Annotated in this window: 16 protein-coding genes and 1 riboswitch; of the genes, 14 read left to right on the forward strand and 2 right to left on the reverse strand. The window is 74.0% G+C overall.

Going from position 1 to position 21,474, the window contains the following annotated elements; genetic code table 11:
- The first annotated feature begins 34 nt into the window (after positions 1-34).
- The 8 genes from ACFVVL_RS21795 (at position 35) to ACFVVL_RS21830 (ending at position 9,614) form a co-directional block, all read left to right on the forward strand.
- The gene (locus ACFVVL_RS21795) at positions 35-940 is read left to right on the forward strand and encodes a TetR family transcriptional regulator (RefSeq protein WP_380287670.1); all 906 of its coding nucleotides are present in this window, start codon (positions 35-37) and stop codon (positions 938-940) included.
- A 359-nt stretch (positions 941-1,299) separates the two neighbouring features.
- Positions 1,300-2,670, forward strand: a complete 1,371-nt coding sequence (gene ccrA / locus ACFVVL_RS21800) for a crotonyl-CoA carboxylase/reductase (RefSeq protein ID WP_380287669.1) — start codon at positions 1,300-1,302, stop codon at positions 2,668-2,670.
- 10 nt (positions 2,671-2,680) lie between these two features.
- Complete coding sequence (locus ACFVVL_RS21805; RefSeq protein WP_387677624.1) at positions 2,681-4,708, forward strand: protein meaA; 2,028 nt, start codon at positions 2,681-2,683, stop codon at positions 4,706-4,708.
- 22 nt (positions 4,709-4,730) lie between these two features.
- On the forward strand, positions 4,731-5,690 hold the full coding sequence (locus ACFVVL_RS21810) for an HpcH/HpaI aldolase/citrate lyase family protein (RefSeq protein WP_380287667.1): 960 nt from the start codon (positions 4,731-4,733) through the stop codon (positions 5,688-5,690).
- A 28-nt stretch (positions 5,691-5,718) separates the two neighbouring features.
- Positions 5,719-6,222, forward strand: coding sequence for a MaoC family dehydratase (locus ACFVVL_RS21815; protein WP_380287666.1), 504 nt, complete (start codon positions 5,719-5,721; stop codon positions 6,220-6,222).
- Between the two features lie 163 nt (positions 6,223-6,385).
- Positions 6,386-7,597: an acyl-CoA dehydrogenase family protein gene (locus ACFVVL_RS21820; RefSeq protein ID WP_380287665.1), complete on the forward strand. Its 1,212-nt coding sequence runs from the start codon at positions 6,386-6,388 to the stop codon at positions 7,595-7,597.
- A 459-nt stretch (positions 7,598-8,056) separates the two neighbouring features.
- The gene (locus tag ACFVVL_RS21825) at positions 8,057-8,749 is read left to right on the forward strand and encodes a phosphatidylserine decarboxylase (protein ID WP_380287664.1); all 693 of its coding nucleotides are present in this window, start codon (positions 8,057-8,059) and stop codon (positions 8,747-8,749) included.
- On the forward strand, positions 8,736-9,614 hold the full coding sequence (locus ACFVVL_RS21830; RefSeq protein WP_380287663.1) for a CDP-alcohol phosphatidyltransferase family protein: 879 nt from the start codon (positions 8,736-8,738) through the stop codon (positions 9,612-9,614). Before ACFVVL_RS21825 ends, ACFVVL_RS21830 begins: the two co-directional genes overlap by 14 nt.
- Positions 9,615-9,707: 93 nt before the next feature.
- Here ACFVVL_RS21830 and ACFVVL_RS21835 read toward each other — a convergent pair whose 3' ends face one another.
- Together ACFVVL_RS21835 and ACFVVL_RS21840 are read right to left on the reverse strand one after the other, a co-directional pair.
- Entirely contained in the window at positions 9,708-11,240 is a 1,533-nt protein-coding gene (locus ACFVVL_RS21835; RefSeq protein ID WP_380287662.1) for a hypothetical protein, read from the reverse strand.
- Between the two features lie 161 nt (positions 11,241-11,401).
- Complete coding sequence (locus ACFVVL_RS21840; RefSeq protein WP_380287661.1) at positions 11,402-12,517, reverse strand: alpha/beta hydrolase family protein; 1,116 nt, start codon at positions 12,515-12,517, stop codon at positions 11,402-11,404.
- A gap of 212 nt (positions 12,518-12,729) precedes the next feature.
- Positions 12,730-12,909, forward strand: a riboswitch (cobalamin riboswitch).
- 33 nt (positions 12,910-12,942) lie between these two features.
- Between ACFVVL_RS21840 and ACFVVL_RS21845 the strand changes: the two genes are divergently transcribed.
- The 6 genes from ACFVVL_RS21845 to ACFVVL_RS21870 all read left to right on the forward strand — a co-directional run bounded on the left by ACFVVL_RS21845 (position 12,943) and on the right by ACFVVL_RS21870 (position 21,297).
- Positions 12,943-13,929, forward strand: a complete 987-nt coding sequence (locus tag ACFVVL_RS21845; protein WP_387677631.1) for a cobalamin biosynthesis protein — start codon at positions 12,943-12,945, stop codon at positions 13,927-13,929.
- Positions 13,926-15,443 carry a cobyric acid synthase gene (locus tag ACFVVL_RS21850; protein ID WP_387677634.1) on the forward strand — a complete coding sequence of 506 codons (1,518 nt, stop codon included), beginning with the start codon at positions 13,926-13,928 and terminating at the stop codon, positions 15,441-15,443. Before ACFVVL_RS21845 ends, ACFVVL_RS21850 begins: the two co-directional genes overlap by 4 nt.
- Positions 15,436-17,562 (forward strand): putative cobaltochelatase, encoded by a 2,127-nt coding sequence (locus ACFVVL_RS21855; protein ID WP_387677637.1) that lies wholly within the window; start codon positions 15,436-15,438, stop codon positions 17,560-17,562. Before ACFVVL_RS21850 ends, ACFVVL_RS21855 begins: the two co-directional genes overlap by 8 nt.
- Before the next feature lie 6 nt (positions 17,563-17,568).
- Positions 17,569-18,174, forward strand: coding sequence for a cob(I)yrinic acid a,c-diamide adenosyltransferase (cobO, locus tag ACFVVL_RS21860; protein ID WP_380287657.1), 606 nt, complete (start codon positions 17,569-17,571; stop codon positions 18,172-18,174).
- A gap of 21 nt (positions 18,175-18,195) precedes the next feature.
- On the forward strand, positions 18,196-19,584 hold the full coding sequence (locus ACFVVL_RS21865; protein WP_387677639.1) for a cobyrinate a,c-diamide synthase: 1,389 nt from the start codon (positions 18,196-18,198) through the stop codon (positions 19,582-19,584).
- 237 nt (positions 19,585-19,821) lie between these two features.
- The gene (locus ACFVVL_RS21870) at positions 19,822-21,297 is read left to right on the forward strand and encodes a M6 family metalloprotease domain-containing protein (RefSeq protein WP_380287655.1); all 1,476 of its coding nucleotides are present in this window, start codon (positions 19,822-19,824) and stop codon (positions 21,295-21,297) included.
- The last annotated feature ends 177 nt before the right edge of the window (positions 21,298-21,474 follow it).

Here is a 21,474-nt window from a genome sequence, read left to right on the forward strand (position 1 = left end):
GGGCGCGCCGCCGGGGGCGTGTAGCGTTCCGGGCATGGATCGGGTTCAGTCAGTCTCCCCGCAGCAATCCGCCCCGGCGCGCGACGGCCGGCCGGCCGTGACCGGCCAGGACGGGGGGCCGGGCGGCCGGCGGGCCGCGGCGCAGCGCCAGCAGATGCGCCAGGACCTGGCCACGGCCGCCATGGAGCTGTTCGCCTCGCAGGGCTACGAGGAGACCACGGTCGACCAGATCGCGGCGGCCGCCGGGGTGGCCCGGCGGACCTTCTTCCGGTACTTCCGGTCCAAGGAGGAGGCGATCTTCCCGGACCACGACGACACCCTGGTCCGGGTGGCCGACCTGCTGGCCAGCGCCGAGCCGGAGGAGCACCCGCTGGACGTGGTCTGCCGGGGCATCAAGGAGGTGCTCCGGATGTACGCCTCCACGCCCGGGGTCTCGGTGGCCCGCTACCAGCTGATCCGTCAGGTGCCGGCGCTGCGCGAGCGGGAGATCGCCGTGGTGGCCCGCTACGAGCGGCTGTTCACCCGCTACCTGCTGGGCCGCTTCGACACCGCCGGGGAGATCCCCTCGGGCTGGCAGCGTGCCGGCGAGGACGACTCGATGCTGGCCGAGGTGTCGGCGGCGGCCGTGGTCGCGGCCCACAACCACGTGCTGCGGCGCTGGCTGCGGGCCGGCGGGCGGGGCGACGTCGAGGAGCAGCTGGACCACTCCTTCGAGGTGATCCGGCGGACCTTCTGGGCGTCCGGCGCGCCGGGCCCGCGGCGGCGCGGTGCCCTGGTGGCACCGGGTGCCAGTGGGACGGAGGCGGAGCCCGCGACGGCGAGCGCACTGAGTGCCAGCCCCGGAGGTGAGGTGCTCATCACAGTCGCCCGGACGGACGCCCCGCTGGACGTCGTGGTGGATGCCGTGCGGGCCGCCCTGGAGGGCGCCAAGCAGGCCTGAGGGCAAGCCTTTTAGCAGGTCAAGGCAGTTTTCTGGGCCCGTGCCGGGAGACCGGCACGGGCCCTCGCCATGCCCGCCGGCGGCCCCGCCGAGGGGGTCGCGACCGGCCGGAATTGCTGGCACGCCGTGTCTTTACGAGTGGCACAGGGTGCCACTACCTTGTTACCCACCAGTCGCGGCGCCGCGGCTCCCACCTCGGCGCGCCGTCGTACCGGCGCTCCCCCAACCCCGGGAGCGAACCACTGCAGCGCCAGGCCCACCAGCCACCCACCCACCACCACGTTCAGCGAAGCCGGTGTCCGCTCCCGGCTCCCCCAGACGCCCTGTGCCCTCACACAGGTACGCCTTCGGAGGCAGCCATGAAGGAAATCCTCGACGCGATCCTCAGCCCCGACAGCACCGCGGCGGACTTCGCCAACGTCAAGCTGCCGGAGTCCTACCGGGCGGTGACGCTCCACAAGGACGAGGAGCAGATGTTCGCGGGCCTCGCCAGCCGCGACAAGGACCCCCGCGAGTCCCTCCACCTCGACGAGGTCCCGCTGCCCGAACTGGGCCCGGGCGAGGCCCTGGTCGCCGTGATGGCGAGCGCCGTGAACTACAACACCGTGTGGAGCTCGATCTTCGAGCCGGTCTCCACCTTCGGCTTCCTGGAGCGCTACGGCCGGCTCTCCCCGCTCACCAGGCGCCACGACCTGCCGTACCACGTCGTCGGCTCCGACCTCGCCGGCGTGGTGCTGCGCACCGGCGCCGGGGTCAACGCCTGGAAGCCGGGCGACGAGGTGGTCGCGCACTGCCTCTCCGTCGAGCTGGAGTCCTCCGACGGCCACGACGACACGATGATGGACCCGGAGCAGCGGATCTGGGGCTTCGAGACCAACTTCGGCGGACTCGCCCAGCTGGCCCTGGTGAAGACCAACCAGCTGATGCCCAAGCCCGCCCACCTGACCTGGGAGGAGGCCGCCTCCCCCGGCCTGGTCAACTCCACCGCCTACCGCCAGCTGGTCTCGCGCAACGGCGCCGGCATGAAGCAGGGCGACAACGTGCTGATCTGGGGCGCCAGCGGCGGCCTCGGCTCCTACGCCACCCAGTACGCGCTGGCCGGCGGCGCCACCCCGATCTGCGTCGTCTCCAGCCCGCAGAAGGCCGACATCTGCCGGGCGATGGGCGCCGAGGCGATCATCGACCGCTCCGCCGAGGGCTACCGGTTCTGGAAGGACGAGCAGACCCAGGACCCGCGCGAGTGGAAGCGGCTCGGCGGCCGGATCCGCGAGCTGACCGGCGGCGAGGACGTCGACATCGTCTTCGAGCACCCGGGCCGGGAGACCTTCGGCGCGAGCGTCTACGTCACCCGCAAGGGCGGCACCATCGTCACCTGCGCCTCCACCTCCGGCTTCATGCACCAGTACGACAACCGCTACCTGTGGATGTCGCTGAAGCGGATCGTCGGCTCGCACTTCGCCAACTACCGCGAGGCCTGGGAGGCCAACCGGCTGATCGCCAAGGGGAAGATCCACCCGACCGTCTCCAAGGTGTACCCGCTGGAGCAGACCGGGCAGGCGGCCCTCGACGTGCACCACAACAAGCACCAGGGCAAGGTCGGCGTGCTCTGCCTGGCCCCCGAGGAGGGCCTGGGCGTGCGCGACGCCGAGCTGCGCGCCCGGCACCTGCCGGCCATCAACCTGTTCCGCGAGTTCGACGAGCGGACCGTTCGGCCCGGCCGAGACATCTGAGGACACCCTGATGAGTGATCAGAAGCGTGACCGTCCCTGGCTGATGCGCACCTACGCCGGGCACTCCACCGCCGAGGACTCCAACGCGCTGTACCGGCGGAACCTGGCCAAGGGCCAGACCGGTCTCTCGGTGGCGTTCGACCTGCCGACCCAGACCGGCTACGACTCCGACCACGTCCTCGCCCGCGGCGAGGTCGGCCGGGTCGGCGTGCCGGTCGGCCACGTCGGCGACATGCGGACCCTGTTCGACGGCATCCCGCTCGAACGGACCAACACCTCGATGACCATCAACGCCACCGCGATGTGGCTGCTGGCGCTCTACCAGGTGGTCGCCGAGGAGCAGGGCGCCGACATCGCCAAGCTCACCGGCACCACCCAGAACGACATCGTCAAGGAGTACCTCTCGCGCGGGACGCACGTCTTCCCGCCCGGCCCCTCGGTGCGCCTGATCACCGACATGATCGCCTACACGGTCGGGAACATCCCGAAGTGGAACCCGATCAACATCTGCAGCTACCACCTCCAGGAGGCCGGGGCCACCCCGGTCCAGGAGATCGCCTTCGCGATGTGCACGGCGATCGAGGTGCTGGACGCCGTCCGCGACTCCGGCCAGGTGCCGGCCGAGCGGATGGGCGAGGTCGTCGCCCGGATCTCCTTCTTCGTCAACGCCGGGGTGCGCTTCGTCGAGGAGATGTGCAAGATGCGGGCCTTCGGCCGGCTCTGGGAGAGGATCACCCGTGAGCGGTACGGGATCGAGGACCCCAGGCAGCGGCGGTTCCGCTACGGCGTGCAGGTCAACTCGCTCGGCCTGACCGAGGCGCAGCCGGAGAACAACGTCCAGCGGATCGTGCTGGAGATGCTCGCCGTCACCCTCTCCAAGGACGCCCGCGCCCGCGCCGTGCAGCTGCCCGCGTGGAACGAGGCGCTCGGCCTGCCGCGCCCGTGGGACCAGCAGTGGTCGCTGCGGATCCAGCAGGTGCTGGCCTTCGAGTCCGACCTGCTGGAGTACGACGACATCTTCAACGGCTCCGAGGTGGTCGAGGCCAAGACCGCCGAGCTGCTGGCCGGCGCCGAGGCGGAGATCGCCAAGGTGCTGGGGATGGGCGGGGTCATCCCGGCCGTGGAGTCCGGCTACCTGAAGGCCGCCCTGGTCGCCTCGCACGCCGCCCGGCGGGCCCGGATCGAGTCCGGCGAGGACCGCATCATCGGGGTGAACTGCTTCGACACCACCGAGGAGAGCCCGCTGACGGCCGACCTCGACACCGCGATCATGGTCGTCGACCCGGCCTCCGAGCAGTCCGTGCTGGCCGCCCTGGAGGCCTGGCGCGGCCGGCGCGACGAGACCGCCGCGCTGGCCGCCCTGGAGCGGCTCAAGAAGGTCGCCGCGACCGACGAGAACCTCGTGCCGGCCACCCTGGCCTGCGCCCGCGCCGGGGTCACCACCGGCGAGTGGGCCTTCGCCCTGCGCGAGGTGTTCGGCGAGTACCGCGCCCCCACCGGCGTCGGCGGCGCCCCGGTCGCGGTCGCCGCCGAGCCCGGCGGCGAGCTGGCCGCGGTCCGCGAGGCCGTCGCCGCGACCGCCGCCGAGCTGGGCACCGGCAAGCTGCGGCTGCTGGTCGGCAAGCCCGGCCTCGACGGGCACTCCAACGGCGCCGAGCAGATCGCCGTCCGGGCCCGCGACGCCGGGTTCGAGGTGGTCTACCAGGGCATCCGGCTCACCCCCGAGCAGATCGTCTCGGCCGCCGTCGCCGAGGACGTCCACTGCGTGGGCCTGTCGATCCTCTCCGGCGCCCACTCCGAGCTGGTCCCGGACGTGCTGCACCGGCTGCGCCGGGCCGGGGTGGAGGATGTCCCGGTGATCGTGGGTGGCATCATCCCGGCAGCGGACGGCGAGGCCCTCAAGGCCGCCGGCGTCGCCGCCGTGTTCACCCCGAAGGACTTCGGCATCACGACCATCATCGGCCGGATCGTGGACGAGATCCGGCTGGCCAACAGGCTCCAGCCCTGGACGCCCGCCCCGGCCGCCACGACCAGCTGACCCCCGGAAGGACCACCCTCTGATGACGACGAACCGCCTGCGCCCGCGCCGCTCCTGCCTGGCCGTGCCCGGCAGCAACCCGCGCTTCCTGGAGAAGGCCCAGGGCCTGCCCGCCGACCAGGTCTTCCTGGACCTGGAGGACGCCTGCGCCCCGCTGGTCAAGGAGAGCGCCCGGCACAGCATCGTCGACGCGCTGAACAACGGCGACTGGGGCGGCAAGACCCGCGTCGTCCGGGTCAACGACTGGACCACCCACTGGACCTACCGCGACGTGATCACCGTCGTGGAGGGCGCCGGCCCGAACCTCGACTGCATCATGCTGCCCAAGGTCCAGGACGCCGAGCAGGTGAAGGCGCTCGACCTGCTGCTCACCCAGATCGAGAAGACCATGGGCTTCGAGGTCGGCCGGATCGGCATCGAGGCGCAGATCGAGAACGCCAAGGGCCTGATCAACGTCGACGCCATCGCCCAGGCCTCGCCCCGGCTGGAGACCATCATCTTCGGCCCGGCCGACTTCATGGCCTCGATCAACATGAAGTCGCTGGTGGTCGGCGAGCAGCCGCCCGGCTACCCGGCCGACGCCTACCACTACATCCTGATGCGCATCCTGATGGCCGCCCGCGCCCACGACCTCCAGGCGATCGACGGCCCCTACCTCCAGATCCGCAACCAGGAGGGCTACCGCGAGGTGGCCGGGCGCGCCGCCGCGCTGGGCTTCGACGGCAAGTGGGTGCTCCACCCGGACCAGGTCGCCGCCGCCAACGAGATCTTCTCGCCCTCCCAGGAGGACTACGACCACGCCGAGCTGATCCTCGACGCCTACGACTGGTGCACCTCCGAGGCCGGCGGCTTCAAGGGCTCGGCGATGCTCGGCGACGAGATGATCGACGAGGCCAGCCGCAAGATGGCGCTGGTCATCTCCGGCAAGGGCCGCGCCGCGGGCCTGCGGCGCACCTCCGCGTTCGAGCCCCCGCAGGCCTGAGAACGCCGACCCCAAGGAGCACTGACCCATGCAGTTCGGACGCACCTACGAGGAGTTCGAGGTCGGCGCGGTGTACAAGCACTGGCCCGGCAAGACGGTCACCGAGTACGACGACCACCTCTTCTGCCTCCTCACCATGAACCACCACCCGCTCCACCTGGACAGCAACTACGCGGAGCGGACCACCGACTTCGGCCGCAACGTGGTGGTGGGCAACTACGTCTACTCGCTGCTGCTCGGCATGTCCGTCCCGGACGTCTCCGGCAAGGCGATCGCCAACCTGGAGATCGAGTCGCTGCGGCACGTCGCGCCGACCTTCCACGGCGACACGATCTACGGCGAGACCACCGTGCTCGACAAGTGGCCGTCCAGGTCCAAGGACGACCGCGGCATCGTGTACGTCGAGACCAAGGGCTACAAGCAGGACGGCACGGTCGTCTGCCTCTTCCGCCGCAAGGTGATGGTGCCGACCGCGACGTACACCGAGGCGCGCGGCGGCGAGCAGCCCGGCCGTCCCACCCCCCTCGGCTGAGCCCGGATCCCCCCCCCCGAGCCCCGGACGGGCCGGCCGCCGTCATCGGCCGCGCCCCCACCCGGTTCACGGGGGCTCCGCGGAAGCCACGCCCGCGGAGCCCCCGTCCACTCCCCACCCCCCCACACTCCTCTTTTCCCTCAGGCATGACAGGAGCCGCACGATGGGACGCCTCGCACAGACCGACGGCCTCACCGAGATCCAGCGGGACATCCTCGCCACCGTGCGCGAGTTCGTCGACAAGGAGATCATCCCGGTCGCGACCGAGCTGGAGCACAAGGACGAGTACCCGGCCGCGATCGTCGAGGGCATGAAGCAGCTCGGCCTCTTCGGCCTGACCATCCCCGAGGAGTACGGCGGCCTCGGCGAGTCGCTGCTCACCTACGCCCTGGTGGTGGAGGAGATCGCCCGCGGCTGGATGTCCGTCTCCGGCATCGTCAACACCCACTTCATCGTGGCGCACATGATCAACGCCCACGGCACCCCGGAGCAGAAGGAGTACTTCCTCCCGAGGATGGCGGCCGGCGAGATCCGCGGCGCCTTCTCGATGTCCGAGCCCGGCCTCGGCTCCGACGTCGCCGCGATCACCACCAAGGGCGTCCGGGACGGCGAGGACGGGGAGTTCTACGTCCTCAACGGCCAGAAGATGTGGCTGACCAACGGCGGCACCTCCACCCTGGTCGCGGTGCTGTGCAAGACCGACGAGGGCGGCTCCACCCCCTACAAGAACATGACCACCTTCCTGATCGAGAAGACGCCGGGCTTCGGGCCGAACCCGGCCGTCCCCGGCCTCACCGTGCCCGGCAAGATCGAGAAGATGGGCTACAAGGGCGTCGACACCACCGAGCTGGTCCTCCAGGACGTCCGCGTCCCGGCCGACCGGATCCTCGGCGGGGTCCCCGGCCGCGGCTTCTACCAGATGATGGACGGCGTCGAGGTCGGCCGGGTCAACGTGGCCGCGCGCGGCTGCGGCGTCGCCCGCCGGGCCTTCGAGCTGGGCATCGCCTACGCCCAGCAGCGCACCACCTTCGGCAAGAGGATCGCCGAACACCAGGCGATCCAGTTCAAGCTGGCCGAGATGGCCACCAAGGTCGAGGCCGCCCACCAGATGATGGTCATGGCCGCCCGCAAGAAGGACGGCGGCGAGCGCAACGACCTGGAGGCGGGCATGGCCAAGTACCTGGCCTCCGAGTACTGCAAGGAGGTCGTCGAGGACGCCTTCCGCATCCACGGCGGCTACGGCTTCTCCAAGGAGTACGAGATCGAGCGGCTCTACCGGGAGGCCCCGATGCTGCTGATCGGTGAAGGTACTGCGGAGATCCAGAAGATGATCGTCGGGCGCCGGCTGCTGGAGGAGTACCGCATCGCGGAGTGATCCGCGGGCCCGGAGAGCCGCCGGACGACGGGCGTGCGGGCCCGTCCCGGCACCCGCCGTGCCCCCGCCCGGTTGGCCTGGTCCGCCCCGGGTCCGGCACGGCCCACCGGAGCGGCCACAGGGCGTACAGCTGCTGTCACACGCCCTGTGGCCGCTTCGGCATGCCCTCGCCGCGTCCCCCGCACGTGCCCCCCGGGCAGCCCCGCACCGGCCCGCCGGGCACGGTTGAGACATGAGTCACCAGCTTCGCCCGGTCCCTTGGGAACCGGAGCGGGGCCAGCTACGGTCGTAGGGAAGGGGCGCTGCTGCGCCTCCGCCAGGTCACATGACGAGCAGGCGGGTTGCCCACCCACCGGCTGGTCCCGATAGCATCCACCGGGACAGCAGACGTCCCTCTCTTACCCGATCCCGCGGTGGCCCCCGTCCAGCGGCCATGATCCCCCGCGACAAAGGTCTTCGATGCCCATCAGCCCGTCCCCTCACACCTCCGTCACGGACCGCGATGCCCTCGCAGCCACGACGGCCGGTCGTCGGCCCCGCGTGACCATCGCGCGCGGAGCCACCCCCTGGTTCGTCCCCACCCTCGCCACGGCCGCCGTGACCACCGCCCTCACCCGGCGCAGCGGCACGTGGGCCCTGGCGGCGGTACCCGCCTGTGCGCTCGGCGCCGGCATGCTGTGGTTCTTCCGCGACCCCGAGCGTGAGATCGGCACGGGCAGAGTGATCTCCCCCGCCGACGGCGTGGTCCAGAGCATCGACGCGTGGCCGGACGGCCGGACCCGCGTGGCGATCTTCATGAGCCCGCTCAACGTCCACGTGAACCGGGCCCCGCTGCCCGGCACGGTGACCTCCGTCGAGCACGTGCCCGGTGGCTTCGTGCCCGCGTTCAACAAGGACAGCGACCAGAACGAGCGGGTCGTCTGGCACTTCGACACCGAGCTCGGCGACATCGAGATGGTGCAGATCGCGGGTGCCGTGGCGCGCCGCATCGTGCCGTACGTGGACGCCGGTACCAAGGTCGAACAGGGCGAGCGGATCGGTCTGATCCGGTTCGGGTCCCGGGTCGACACCTACCTGCCGGCCGGCGTCGAGGTCGGCGTCGAGGTCGGCCAGAAGACCACCGCCGGGGTGACACGCCTTGACCGTGACTGATCCTGAGACGATCGTCGGCCTGGACGACGAGGAGACGGCCCTGCGCCGCCGCCGCTGGGCCCGCGACCGCGAGCTGCGCGCGCCGCGCTCGCCGCAGCACCTGTCCACCGCGGACTTCCTCACCCTCGGGAACGCCGTCTGCGGCTTCCTGGCGATCTACTCGATCACCACCGGGGTGCTCGTCCCGCACATCACCAACCCGGACGCCGCGCCGGACAAGCACAGCGCCGCCACCGCGGTCACGCTGCTGCTGATCGGCTCGATGTGCGACCTGTTCGACGGGCTGGTGGCGCGCAAGCTGCGCTCCTCCGCGCTCGGCGCCGAGCTCGACAACCTCGCCGACCTGATCAGCTTCGGCATCGCCCCGGCCTACTTCGTGGCGGTCTGGGGCATGGTCTCGCCGGGCTCCAACAGCCGGCTCTCCGCGCTGATCGCGCTGACCGTGCTGCTGGCGGTGGTGCTGCGGCTCGCCCGCTTCTCCGCCGTGAAGATGCGGCCCGGGGTGTTCCAGGGCATGCCCTGCCCGATGGGCGCGATGACGGTGATCGCCATCGTGCTGCTCGACCCGCCGTTCCTTCCCGGCCTGGTCGCCATCTTCGGCGCGGCGTACCTGATGGTCAGCCGGATCGAGTACCCGAAGCCGCAGGGGCTGCTGGCCACCGCGACGCTCTGCTGGATCGTCGTCTCGATCGGCTGCCTGGCGGCCTGGGCGACCGGTCTGCCGGGCGGCGACAACCTGCTGCACATCGGCGCGTTCGCGCAGATCGCGCTCGCCGCGATGGCGCCGCTGCTGGTCATCCGCCGCAAGGTGGGGCAGAAGGTCGGCGACGTCCGGGCGCGCCGCGCGGAGTCGCGGATCGGCTGACGGCCGCAGGACACGGCGGAAGGGCCCGGCTCCCCGAGGGGAGCCGGGCCCTTCCGCATGCCGGGTGCGCCGCGTACCGGGTGCGCCGCGCGGCTACGCGCCGCCGCGGTGGACGCTGAAGGCCGAGCGGCGGGCCGCCCGGGCCACGCCCGGGTCGGGGTGGACGCCGGAGACGGCGGTCAGCACCGAGGCCGCCCGCGGGTGCCCGGACTGCCGGGCCCGGGCGAACAGCCGCACCGGGTCGCCGGCCGAGGCGCCCTCGACGTGGCCGACGAGCAGTTCCGTCTCACCGTGGTCGAGCACCGCCGCGGCGGTGTCCACCCAGAGCCAGGCGGCGTCCTCCGCGCCCAGCACGTCGGCCGGGGAGACCCCCTCGTCCGAGCGCTCGGCCAGCCAGAGCAGCGCGTAGGGGCGCAGCACCGGCTCGTCGACGGCGGCCCGGACGGCCTGCTCGGCGGTCACGCCGGCCACCCGCAGCGCCTCGAAGGCCAGGCCGCGCACCAGTGCGTCCTCGCCCTGCGCGGTCTCCAGCAGCTCGGCCACCGCCCGGTCGGCCGGGCGGGCGGCCAGCCAGGCCCGGTACTCGGCGCGGGCCGGGCCGGGCGAGTAGTCGGCGCAGGCGCTCAGCAGCTCCAGCGCGCTCTGCTCGATGTGGCCGGCGGCGGTCTGCGCGACGGTGCAGATCTCCTCCAGCTTGGCCCGCACCGCCCAGTTCCCGAGCGGGGAGAGCTCGGCCGCGTTGTCCCGGCGGGTCAGCGCGCCGACGGCGGCCAGGCCGTCCAGCATCCAGTCCAGGACGGCGGCGACGTCGGCGGGCGAGGCCGGGGTGTCGATCTGCGGCTCGCGGCAGGTGCCGCGGACGGCGGAGACGGCGGAGGCCGCGTGCGGGACCGGCGAGAGGCCGAAGGCACCCTCGCCGCCGCCGACCCGGCGCTCGTCCAGGCCGCGCCGGAGCAGCTCCAGCAGCTCGATGTCGGCCACCGGGCCGTCCACCAGGTGGAGGAAGGAGAGCAGCTGCGGGGCCTGGTCGACGGCCTGCCCGGCGAGCACCGCGAAGACGCCGCGCAGGGCGGCGGGCGGCACCGGGGCGAGCAGCGTCCAGGCGTCGAACAGGGCCGACCAGCCGCGGACCACCGCCTCGTCGTCGTGTTCCCAGGCGTGCAGGCGCCAGCCGGGGCCGGCACCGCCGTCCCGGGCCTCGACCAGGCCGACCAGCAGGGCCTGGCCCCACGCTTTGGCGGCGGCGCCCACCGTCATGGCGAGGGCGCGGCCGGCGGCGCGGGCGTCGTCGGGGAGCAGCTCGCCGCGCTTGTCGACCTCGTCGAGTTCGCCGGCCCAGCGGGCGATCCGGACGGCGTCGACCAGCATGCGGCGGGCCAGCGGGGCGAGTTCGGCGGGGGCGGGGAAGCCCTCCGGCACGGGGACCCGGCCACGGCCGGGTGCGGGGGCGGGGCCTCGTCGGCGGGGTACGCCCGGGGCCCCCGGCCTGGCGCCGGCGGGGCGGTGGGCCGTTCCGGGGAGACGGGTCACCGTCGCACCGGTACCGATCGTCGGCGGGAGCGGGGCATCACGGTCGCGCGGATTCCGAGACGTCACGTCGAGCAGTCTTCCCCTTGTACCGGCCATCTGTCACATCCGGTTGTCCGCGCGGGGCGGGCGGGGGGCGCGGGGGCTCGACAAGATCGGGCAACAGAGGCCAAACCGACTGGCCTGATCTTTGTGGCGGGTCCATGCCACGAAGAACGGGTGCGCCGCGGAATTCCGCGCGAGGGGGGGATCGGAACGGCTCAGCAGAACGGAGTGAGCCAGCGGCGCAGGGTCTCGGCGTAGCGGTCGGGGGCGGTGTTCCAGAGCGCGGCGTGATCACCCCCGGGAAAGGCCTGGAGGTTGACCACGTCCGGTCGGCGGCGGGCGAGGCGCTCGGCCGCCGCGAACGGGGCCACCGGGTCGTCCGGGCCGTGCAGCACCAGGGTCGGCACCCGCAGGTCGGTCCCCTCGGCGATGCGGGCGAAGTCGGCCAGATCCACGCCGGTGCGGCCCTGCGCCGCGAGCGCGCCCAGTTCGGCGGCCGCGCCCCGGAAGCCGGAGCGGGCGGCGTCCCGGCGGGCGGTGGCCGGCCAGTCCAGCACCGGCGAGTCCAGGACCAGGCTGCTGATCGAGGGGGCGAGGTCCGAGCGGGCGGCGGTCTGCAGGGCCATCGTGGCGCCGAGCGACCAGCCGTGGAGCACCACCCGGCCCGCGCCGGCGTCCAGGGCGGTGCGCACCGCCGCCTCGACGTCCCGCCACTCGGTCTCGCCGAAGTGGCCGAGGCCGTCCGGGGAGGCCGGGGCGCCGGCGTCACCGCGGTAGGTGACGACCAGGGCGGGCAGGCCGAGGCGCTGCAGCTCGGGGAGGACGGGCAGGGCCTGGGTCCGGTCGGCGTCCGGGCCGTGCACCAGGACCACCCAGGTGCCGCGCTTGCCGTCCAGCCGCCACGCGGGCATCGCGCCGAGTTCGCCCTCGACGGCGGTCTCGGCGAACGGCAGCCCGAGCGCCCGGCCCGGGTCGCCGAGGTGGACCCGGGGGGTGAAGCGGACCTCGGTGCCGGGGGCGAGGGTGCCCCGGTCCGCGCGCACCAGCCGGCGGGTGACCCCCTTCTCGTCACTGTGCAGGACCTCCTCGACGACCGCGTGACCGTCCTCGCCCCACTCGACGGCCCAGCGGCCGGGGCGCTCGCTCACCGGCGTGCGGGTGAAGGTGACCCGCCCCGCGCCGAGGGCCTGGACGAGCACCGGGCCGGTCCGGACGCGGGCGGCCCCGGCCGGGCGGACCATCCGCTCGGACGCCCGGCGGCCGATCACCAGGACGGCGGCCCCGGTGCCGACGGCGGCGGCCGCCACGGTGGCCGCGATTCCCCAACGCATACTCGCTCCCCGGTGCTCGGTGTCTGGCTCGGTCTCCGGTCTCGCTGTCCCGACCCACCCTCAGTCCACTCGCGCGGGCGGGGGGAGGCCAGCAGGACACGGCCGTACGGGTAGTTCCGGGAGGAAAATCACATGGCTGCGGCGGGGCGGCCCGGCGTGTGACCAACACCCCCGACGACCTCGGTTGACTCCCGGTTCGGGCCCGTGATGGGATCCTTCAGCCAATACGGAGGCATGCAGAGGAAGCCGGTGCGAGTCCGGCGCGGTCCCGCCACTGTCACCGGGGAGCACGACCGGAACACGCCACGGCGGGCCGTCAGAAGCCGCTGGAAGGCCCGGGAGGTGCGTTCGACCCGGAAGCCAGGAGACTCTCGCCGCCGGTTCGTCGATCCAGGGCGCGGACCCTGAGTGAGGACACGCACGCGATGCTGCGCCCTGCCGTGCGCCCGTTGACCCGGGCCGCCGCCTTCGGCGCCGGCGCGGTGGCCGGGTACCTGGCCGACGCCCGGTTCGCCGACCCGCGCCGCGGCCACCCGGTGGCCGGCTTCGGCACCGCCGCCGCCCGGCTGGAACGCCTGCTCTGGCGCGACCACCGCGGCGTCGGCACCGCCTTCACCGCCCTGGCCGTGGGCACCGTCGCGGCCGGCGCCCTCGCCGCCGACCGGCTGCTGGCCCGCCGCCCGCCCGCCCGGGCCGCCCTCGCCGCCGCCGCGACCTGGACGGTGCTCGGCGGCACCTCGCTGACCCGGGAGGCCCGCACCATCGGCCGTTCGCTGGCGGCCGGCCACCTGACGGCGGCCCGGGAGCGGCTGCCGCACCTGTGCGGACGCGACCCGAGCGCGCTGGACGAGCAGCAGCTGGCCCGCGCGGTCGTCGAGTCGGTGGCCGAGAACACCGCCGACGCCGTGGTCAACGCCCTGGTCTGGGGCGGCCTCGCGGGCACCCCGGGCCTGCTGGCGTTCCGCGCGGTGAACACCCTGGACGCGATGGTCGGTCACCGCTCGCCCCGCTACGCCCGGTTCGGCTGGGCCTCGGCGCGGCTGGACGACGTGGCGGGCTGGCCCGGCGCGCGGCTGACCGCGCTGCTGACGGTGGCCGCCGCCCCCGAACCGCGCACCGCCTGGCGGGTCTGGCGGCGCGACGGCTCGGCGCACCCCAGCCCGAACGCCGGTCAGGCCGAGTCGGCGTTCGCCGGCGCGGTGGGCGTGCGCCTCGGCGGGACGCTGCACTACGGCGAGCGGGTGGAGCACCGCCCCGTGCTGGGCGGGGAGCTGCGGCCGGTCGGGGTGGACGACATCGAACGGGCCTGTGTGCTCTCCCGGCGGGTGAGCGCGCTGGCCCTGGGTACGACGGTCGCCGGGCACCTGCTGCTCCGGGCGGCCCTGGGCGGGATGCGGAGGAGTGGGGCATGAGCAAGGCGCTGCTGGTCGCCGGGACGACCTCGGACGCCGGCAAGAGCGTGGTCACCGCGGGCATCTGCCGCTGGCTGGCCCGGCAGGGTGTCGCGGTCGCGCCGTTCAAGGCGCAGAACATGTCGCTGAACTCCTTCGTCACCGCCGACGGCGCCGAGATCGGCCGCGCGCAGGCGATGCAGGCGCAGGCGGCCCGGGTGGAGCCGGAGGCGGCGATGAACCCGGTGCTGCTCAAGCCCGGGGCCGACGGCCGCAGCCAGGTGGTGCTGCTGGGCCGGCCGGTCGCCGAGGTCGGCGCGCTGGACTACCGCGAGCGCAAGCCGGTGCTGCTGGAACGCGCCCTGGAGTGCCTGGCGGACCTGCGCCGGCGCTTCGACGTGGTGGTCTGCGAGGGCGCGGGATCGCCCGCCGAGATCAACCTGCGCGACCGCGACATCGCCAACATGGGCCTGGCCACCGCCGCCGGCCTGCCGGTCGTGGTGGTCGGCGACATCGACCGCGGCGGGGTGTTCGCGGCGATGTACGGGACGCTGGCGCTGCTGTCGGCCGAGGACCAGCGGCATGTGGCGGGCTGGTTCGTCAACAAGTTCCGCGGCGACGCGCGGCTGCTCGCGCCGGGCCTGGAGATGCTGCGCGAGCTGACCGGCCGTCCGGTGCTCGGCACCCTGCCGATGCTGGCGGACCTGTGGCTGGACGCCGAGGACTCGCTCGACCTGTCCACCGTCGTCGACCGGACGGCCGCGCGCGGCCCGCTCGGCGCGGACGTGCTGCGGGTGGCCGTGCTGCGCTTCCCCCGGCTGTCCAACTTCACCGACCTGGACGCGCTCGCCCAGGAGCCCGGCGTGCTGGTCCGCTGGGCCACCCGCCCGGAGGAACTGGCCGACGCCGACCTCGTCGTGCTGCCCGGTACCCGGGCCACCGTCGCGGACCTCGCCTGGCTGCGCGAACGCGGCCTGGAGCCGGTGCTGAGGGCCCGGGCGGCGGCCGGGCAGCCGCTGCTCGGCGTCTGCGGCGGCTACCAGATGCTGGCGCACTCGATCGTGGACGAGGTCGAGTCGGGGGCGGGCGCGGTGGACGGCCTCGGGCTGCTGCCGACCCGGGTGCGGTTCGGCGCGGAGAAGGTGCTCGCCCGGCCGGTCGGCGAGGCGTACGGGGAGCGGGTCGAGGGCTACGAGATCCACCACGGCATCGTCACGGTCGAGGGCGGCGAGCCCTTCCTCGACGGGTGCCGGGCGGGCCAGGTGTGGGGAACCACCTGGCACGGGGCGCTGGAGAACGACGGCTTCCGCCGCGCGCTGCTGCGCGAGGTCGCGGCGGCCGCCGGCCGGGCGTTCGTGCCGGCGCCGGACACCTCCTTCGCGGCCGCGCGGGAGGCCCGGCTGGACCGGCTGGGCGAGCTGATCGAGGAGCACGCGGACACCGACGCGTTGTGGAAGCTGATCGAGGGCGGGGTGCCGGCGGCCGGATCGCTGCCGTTCCTTGCGCCCGGGGCCCCTGGGAGCATGCATGAGTGACGTCCGATACCCGTTCACCGCGATCGTCGGCATGGCCGACCTGCGGCTCGGCCTGCTGCTGAACGCCGTCTCCCCCGCCGTCGGCGGGGTGCTGGTGCGCGGCGAGAAGGGCACCGCCAAGTCGACCATGGTGCGCGCGCTGGCCGGGCTGCTGCCGTCCATCACGACCGTCGACGACTGCCGCTTCGCCTGCGACCCGGCGGCGCCGGACCCGCAGTGCCCGGACGGCGCGCACACCGGCACCCCGGCCTCCTCCGAGCGTCCGGCCCGGCTGGTCGAGCTGCCGGTCGGCGTCTCCGAGGACCGCATCGTCGGCTCGCTGGACCTGGAGCGGGCGCTCGCCGAGGGCGTCAAGGCCTACGAGCCGGGCCTGCTCGCCCGGGCGCACCGCGGCGTGCTCTACATCGACGAGGTGAACCTGCTCCAGGACCACGTGGTGGACCTGCTGCTGGACGCCGCCGCGATGGGCCGCTCCTACGTGGAGCGCGAGGGCGTCTCGGTGCGGCACGCGGCGCGCTTCCTGCTGGTCGGCACGATGAACCCGGAGGAGGGCGAGCTGCGGCCGCAGCTGCTCGACCGGTTCGGCCTGACGGTGGAGATCGCCGCGACCCGGGAGCCGGCCGAGCGCGCCGAGGTGGTGCGCCGCCGGCTGGCCCACGACGCCGACCCGGCCGCGTTCGCCGCCCGCTTCACCGAGGACGAGCGCGCGCTGGCGGACCGGATCACCGCCGCGCGCGAGCTGCTGCCCGAGGTGGAGCTGACCGACGCGGCGCTGCGCCGGATCACCGCCGTCTGCGCGGCGTTCGAGGTGGACGGGCTGCGCGCGGACATCGTGATGGCGCGCACCGCCGTCGCGCTGGCCGCCTGGGCGGGGCGCACCGAGGTCCTGACGGAGGACGTCCGCACGGCCGCCCGGCTGGCGCTGCCGCACCGCCGGCGGCGCAACCCGTTCGACGCGCCCGGGCTGGACGAGGAGCAGCTCGACCGGGTGCTGGAGGAGCAGGCCGAGCAGGAGCAGGAGCAGGAGCCCCGACCCGCGCCGGAGGACGCCGAGGGCCCCGGGGACGACCCGGGCCCGGAGGGCGGTCCGGAGGGCGGTCCGGACGGCGACGGCCCGCAGGACGGCGGCCCCGACGGCGGCGGTGGCGGCGGCGCGCCGGAGCCCTCCGGCCCCGACGGCCCGCCGCTGGAGTCGGCCGGCCCGGCCGACGGGCAGGACGGCGCCGCCCCGCAGCCCGTCCCGGCGCAGCACCCCTCCCCCGCCCGGGAGTCGGCGCCGGTCGCGGCCGGCGACCCGTACCGCACCCGGCTGTTCGCGGTGGACGGCACCGGGCGCGGCGCCGAGGGCCGCCGCTCCCCCGCCGAGACCGACGGCGGCCACACCGTCCGGGCCCGCCGCCCGCGCGGCCGGCTCGCCCGGCTGCACCTGAGCGCCACGCTGCGCGCCGCCGCCCCGCACCAGGTGGCGCGCGGGCGGTCCTCGCGCGCGCTGGTGCTGCACAAGGACGACTTCCGCGAGCAGGTGCGCCAGGGCCGGGAGTCCAACCTGGTGCTGTTCGTGGTGGACGCCTCCGGTTCGATGGCGGCCCGGCAGCGGATGACCGCCGTCAAGGGCGCGGTGCTGTCGCTGCTGATGGACGCCTACCAGCGCCGCGACAAGATCGGCATGATCACCTTCCGGGGCGCCTCGGCCGAGCTGGCGCTGCCGCCCACCTCCTCGGTGGAGGTCGGCGCGGCCCGGCTGGAGTCGCTGCCCACCGGCGGGCGCACCCCGCTGGCGGCCGGCCTGCTGCGGGCCCACGAGGTGCTGCGGGTCGAGCGGCTGCGCGACCCGGACCGCCGCCCGCTGCTGGTCGTGGTGACCGACGGCCGGGCCACCGGCGGCGGCCGGGACGCCGTCGCGCAGGCGCACCGGGCGGCCGGGCTGCTGGCCGCGCAGGGCGTGGCGAGCGTGGTGCTGGACTGCGAGTCCGGCCCGGTCCGGCTCGGCCTGGCGCGCACCCTGGCCACCCGGCTGCGGGCCACCGCCGTGACCCTGGACGAGCTGCGCGCCGACGGCGTCGCCTCGCTCGTCCGCGAGAACCGTCCGACCACCAACGCAGCGCGAAAGGCGGCCTGAGCCGACATGCCCAAGGGTGTCCCCGAGAGCGTCCCCGACGACGGCCTGACGACCCGTCAGCGCCGTACCCTGCCGATCACCGCCGTGCACACCGGCCCCGGGAAGGGCAAGTCCACCGCCGCCTTCGGCATGGCGCTGCGCGCCTGGAACCAGGGCTGGCCGGTCGGGGTGTTCCAGTTCGTGAAGTCCGCCAAGTGGAAGGTGGGCGAGGAGAACGCGCTGCGGGTGCTCGGCGCCTCCGGCGAGGGCGGCACCGTCGCCTGGCACAAGATGGGGTCCGGCTGGTCCTGGATCCAGCGCACCGGCGCGATGGAGATGGACAGCGAGGCGGCGGCCAAGGAGGGCTGGGAGCAGGTCAAGCGCGACCTCGCCGCCGAGACCTACCGCTTCTACGTGCTGGACGAGTTCACCTACCCGATGCACTGGGGCTGGGTCGACCCGGAGGAGGTGGTGGCCGTGCTGAAGGACCGCCCGGGCAGCCAGCATGTCGTCATCACCGGCCGGTACGCACCGGAGGCGCTGACCGGGTTCGCCGACCTGGTGACCGAGATGACCAAGGTCAAGCACCCGATGGACGCCGGCCGCAAGGGCCAGCGCGGCATCGAGTGGTAGCCGGAGAGCACTGAGAACCGCATGGACATCCCCCGTCTCGTCGTCGCGGCGCCCTCCTCGGGCGCCGGGAAGACCACCATCGCCACCGGTCTGATCGCCGCGCTGACCGCGCGCGGGCTGGCCGTCTCGCCGCACAAGGTCGGCCCGGACTACATCGACCCGGGCTACCACGGGCTGGCCGCCGGGCGCCCGGGCCGCAACCTGGACGCGTTCATGTGCGGGCCGGAGCGGATCGCCCCGCTGCTGCTGCACGGCGCCGCCGGGGCGGACGTCGCGGTGGTCGAGGGCGTGATGGGGCTGTTCGACGGCGCCTCCGGGCGCGGCGAGCTGGCGTCCACCGCGCACGTGGCGAAGCTGCTGCGGGCGCCGGTGGTGCTGGTCGTGGACGCCTCCTCGCAGTCCCGGTCGGTGGCGGCGCTGGTGCACGGCTTCGCCTCCTGGGACCCGCAGGTGCGGCTGGCCGGGGTGATCCTCAACCGGGTCGCCTCGGACCGGCACGAGCAGCTGCTGCGGGAGGCGCTGGAGGAGGGCTCGGGCGTGCCGGTGCTGGGCGCGGTCCGGCGCTCGGCGGCGGTCGCCACGCCGTCCCGGCACCTGGGGCTGGTCCCGGCCGTGGAGCGTTCGGCGGAGGCGCTGCGGGCGGTGGCGGACATGGGCGCGCTGGTCGCCGGCTCGGTGGACCTCGACGCGGTGCTGGCGCTGGCCCGCACGGCGCCGCCGCTGACCGGCGTCGGGCCGTGGGACCCGGCGGCCGAGGTGGGCGGGCGGCTTCCCGGGCCCGGCGCGCCGCGGATCGCGGTGGCCGGGGGCGCGGCGTTCTCCTTCTCGTACGCCGAGAACGCCGAGCTGCTGGCCGCCGCCGGCGCCGAGGTGGTGCCCTTCGACCCGCTGCACGCCGACGGCCTGCCGGAGGGCACGGCGGGCCTGGTGATCGGCGGCGGGTTCCCCGAGCTGTACGTCCGGGAACTCAGCGCGAACGATCAACTGCGGTCCGCGATCGCCGCGTTCGCGGCCGCGGGCGGGCCGGTCTCGGCCGAGTGCGCCGGACTGCTCTACCTCGGGCGCGAGTTGGACGGCCTGCCGATGTGCGGGGTGCTGGACACCTCGGCCCGGATGACCGAGCGGCTGACCCTCGGGTACCGCGAGGCGGTGGCGCTGCACGACTCGCCGCTGGCCCCGGCCGGGGCGAGGCTGCGCGGGCACGAGTTCCACCGGACGGTCTGCGAGCCGGGCGCCGGCGAACGGCCCGCCTGGGGCTGGCGGTTGCCGACCGGTCCGCGCACCGAGGGATTCGCGGGCGCGGCGGGCGCCGAGAATGTTCACGCTTCGTATCTGCACCTGCACTGGGCGGGATACCCGCAGCTCGCCGCGTCCTTCACGGCGGCCGCCGCGGCGTTCCGGGCCGGCTGAGCCGCACCCGGCGAAAACCGACAGGCCCTCGGGTCTGGTCAGGCGGCTGTGCGGAGCGTCAAAATAAGGACAGACAACCGCATATCGCCCCATTCGCAACCGGAACCGGCCAGACCCGACCATCCTTCGGCGAGCCGACCGATTGCCGGCGACCGCCCACTCGGCGGGGCGCCGCACGCGCCCCCGTGGCGCCGTACACGCCCCGGCGGGGCGGACAGGCTCGAAGGAGCCGTCACGATGCGTTACACATTAACCCCGCTGCGTCCCAGCCCCTCCACCGACCTCCCCACCGCCCACCACCCCCGCGCCTGCCCGGTGCCGCTGTCGCCGGACGCGCTCCAGGCCCTCCACGACGAGTACCTGAACCTGATCGAGACCCGCCGGCTGCCGAAGTTCATCACCTTCGGCCAGTACTACTACGTCTGGCGCTCCCGGGTGCGCGGCGAGAACGTCATCGGTCTCGACGACGGCGCCACCCGCCCCGGTCCCAGCACCGACGCCCAGCTGATCACCCGTCCGAGCAAGAAGCTCAAGGGCGTGGTCCGCACCATGGTGCTGCTGGTGGACTTCCCCGACCAGCCGCACGACCCCGCCAACACCCCCGCGCACTTCGAGGAGCTGCTCTTCAGCTCCGGCACCTTCGCCACCGGCTCGATGCACGACTTCTACCAGCTGGTCAGCGGCTTCGATCCGAACGACGCGACCGCCGGCGGCATCGACGTCCAGGGCGAGGTGCACGGCTGGTACCGGCTGCCGCACCCGATCTCCTTCTACGCCGACAACCAGTCCGGCCAGGGCACGGCCCCGAGGAACGAACAGGGCATGGCCGCCGACGCCCTCGCCCTCGCGACCCAGCAGGGCGTCAAGTTCACCAAGGACCTCGACGCCCTCGGCACGGGCGACGTCACCGCCCTGTTCATCGTCCACGCGGGCACCGGCGCCGAGGCCGTCGAGGACCCGGCCAAGGTCAAGGACGCCCTGTGGAGCGCCAAGTGGGTCAACGAGAAGCCCACCACGGTCGCGCCCGGACTGGCCGTGCAGACCTTCCTGACCGTCCCCGAGGACTGCAAGGTCGGCGTCTGCTGCCACGAGTGGGGCCACCTGGCCTGCGGCTACGCCGACTACTACGACACCGGCGACATCGAGTTCAGCAAGTCCAACGGACTCGGCAACTACTGCCTGATGGCGGCCGGTTCCTGGGGCAACGGGGGCGACACCCCGGTCTTCCCGAACGGCATGCTGCGGATGTTCCAGGGCTGGACCACGCCGCAGAGCATCGAGACCACCACCAAGGACATCACCCTGCGCCCGGTCGCCGAGGGCGGCGAGATCCTGTTCGTCCGCAGCCCGCGGATGACCCCGACCCAGTACATCATCGTCGAGTACCGGCGCCAGAGCGGCCAGGACAAGTTCCTGCCGGACCAGGGCATCGCCGCCTACGTGGTGGACGAGAGCATCGACAACGTCAACGACGAGAAACACCTCGCCATCGAGCTGATGCAGGCCGACGGCCGGCGCGACCTGGCGAAGATCTTCGGCCAGGGCAACCGCGGTGACGACACCGACCTCTACCCGTCGCTCGGCAACACCAGCATCGGTGAGCACACCCACCCGGCGCTGAACGAGCCCACCGGCACCTGGAGCGGGGTCACCCTCGACGTCGCCGGCACGCCCGGGGCGAGCCAGATGGAGGTGAGCGTGACCATCGAGTGAGGTGTCCCGCCCCGGGGAGCGCCCGCACTGACGGGCCGTCGGGAATCCCCCGGACGGACACGCCGATCGTCGCCCTGCCCGCCACGCCGCACGGCTCCAGCGGTGGCTCCGGTGGAGCCCGTGCCCGGCGCGGGTCGGTGAGGCCGGACCGGGCAGCGGCGGCGTTCCGGCATGTCC

This window comes from Kitasatospora sp. NPDC058115, assembly GCF_042884635.1.
GTDB lineage: Bacteria > Actinomycetota > Actinomycetes > Streptomycetales > Streptomycetaceae > Kitasatospora.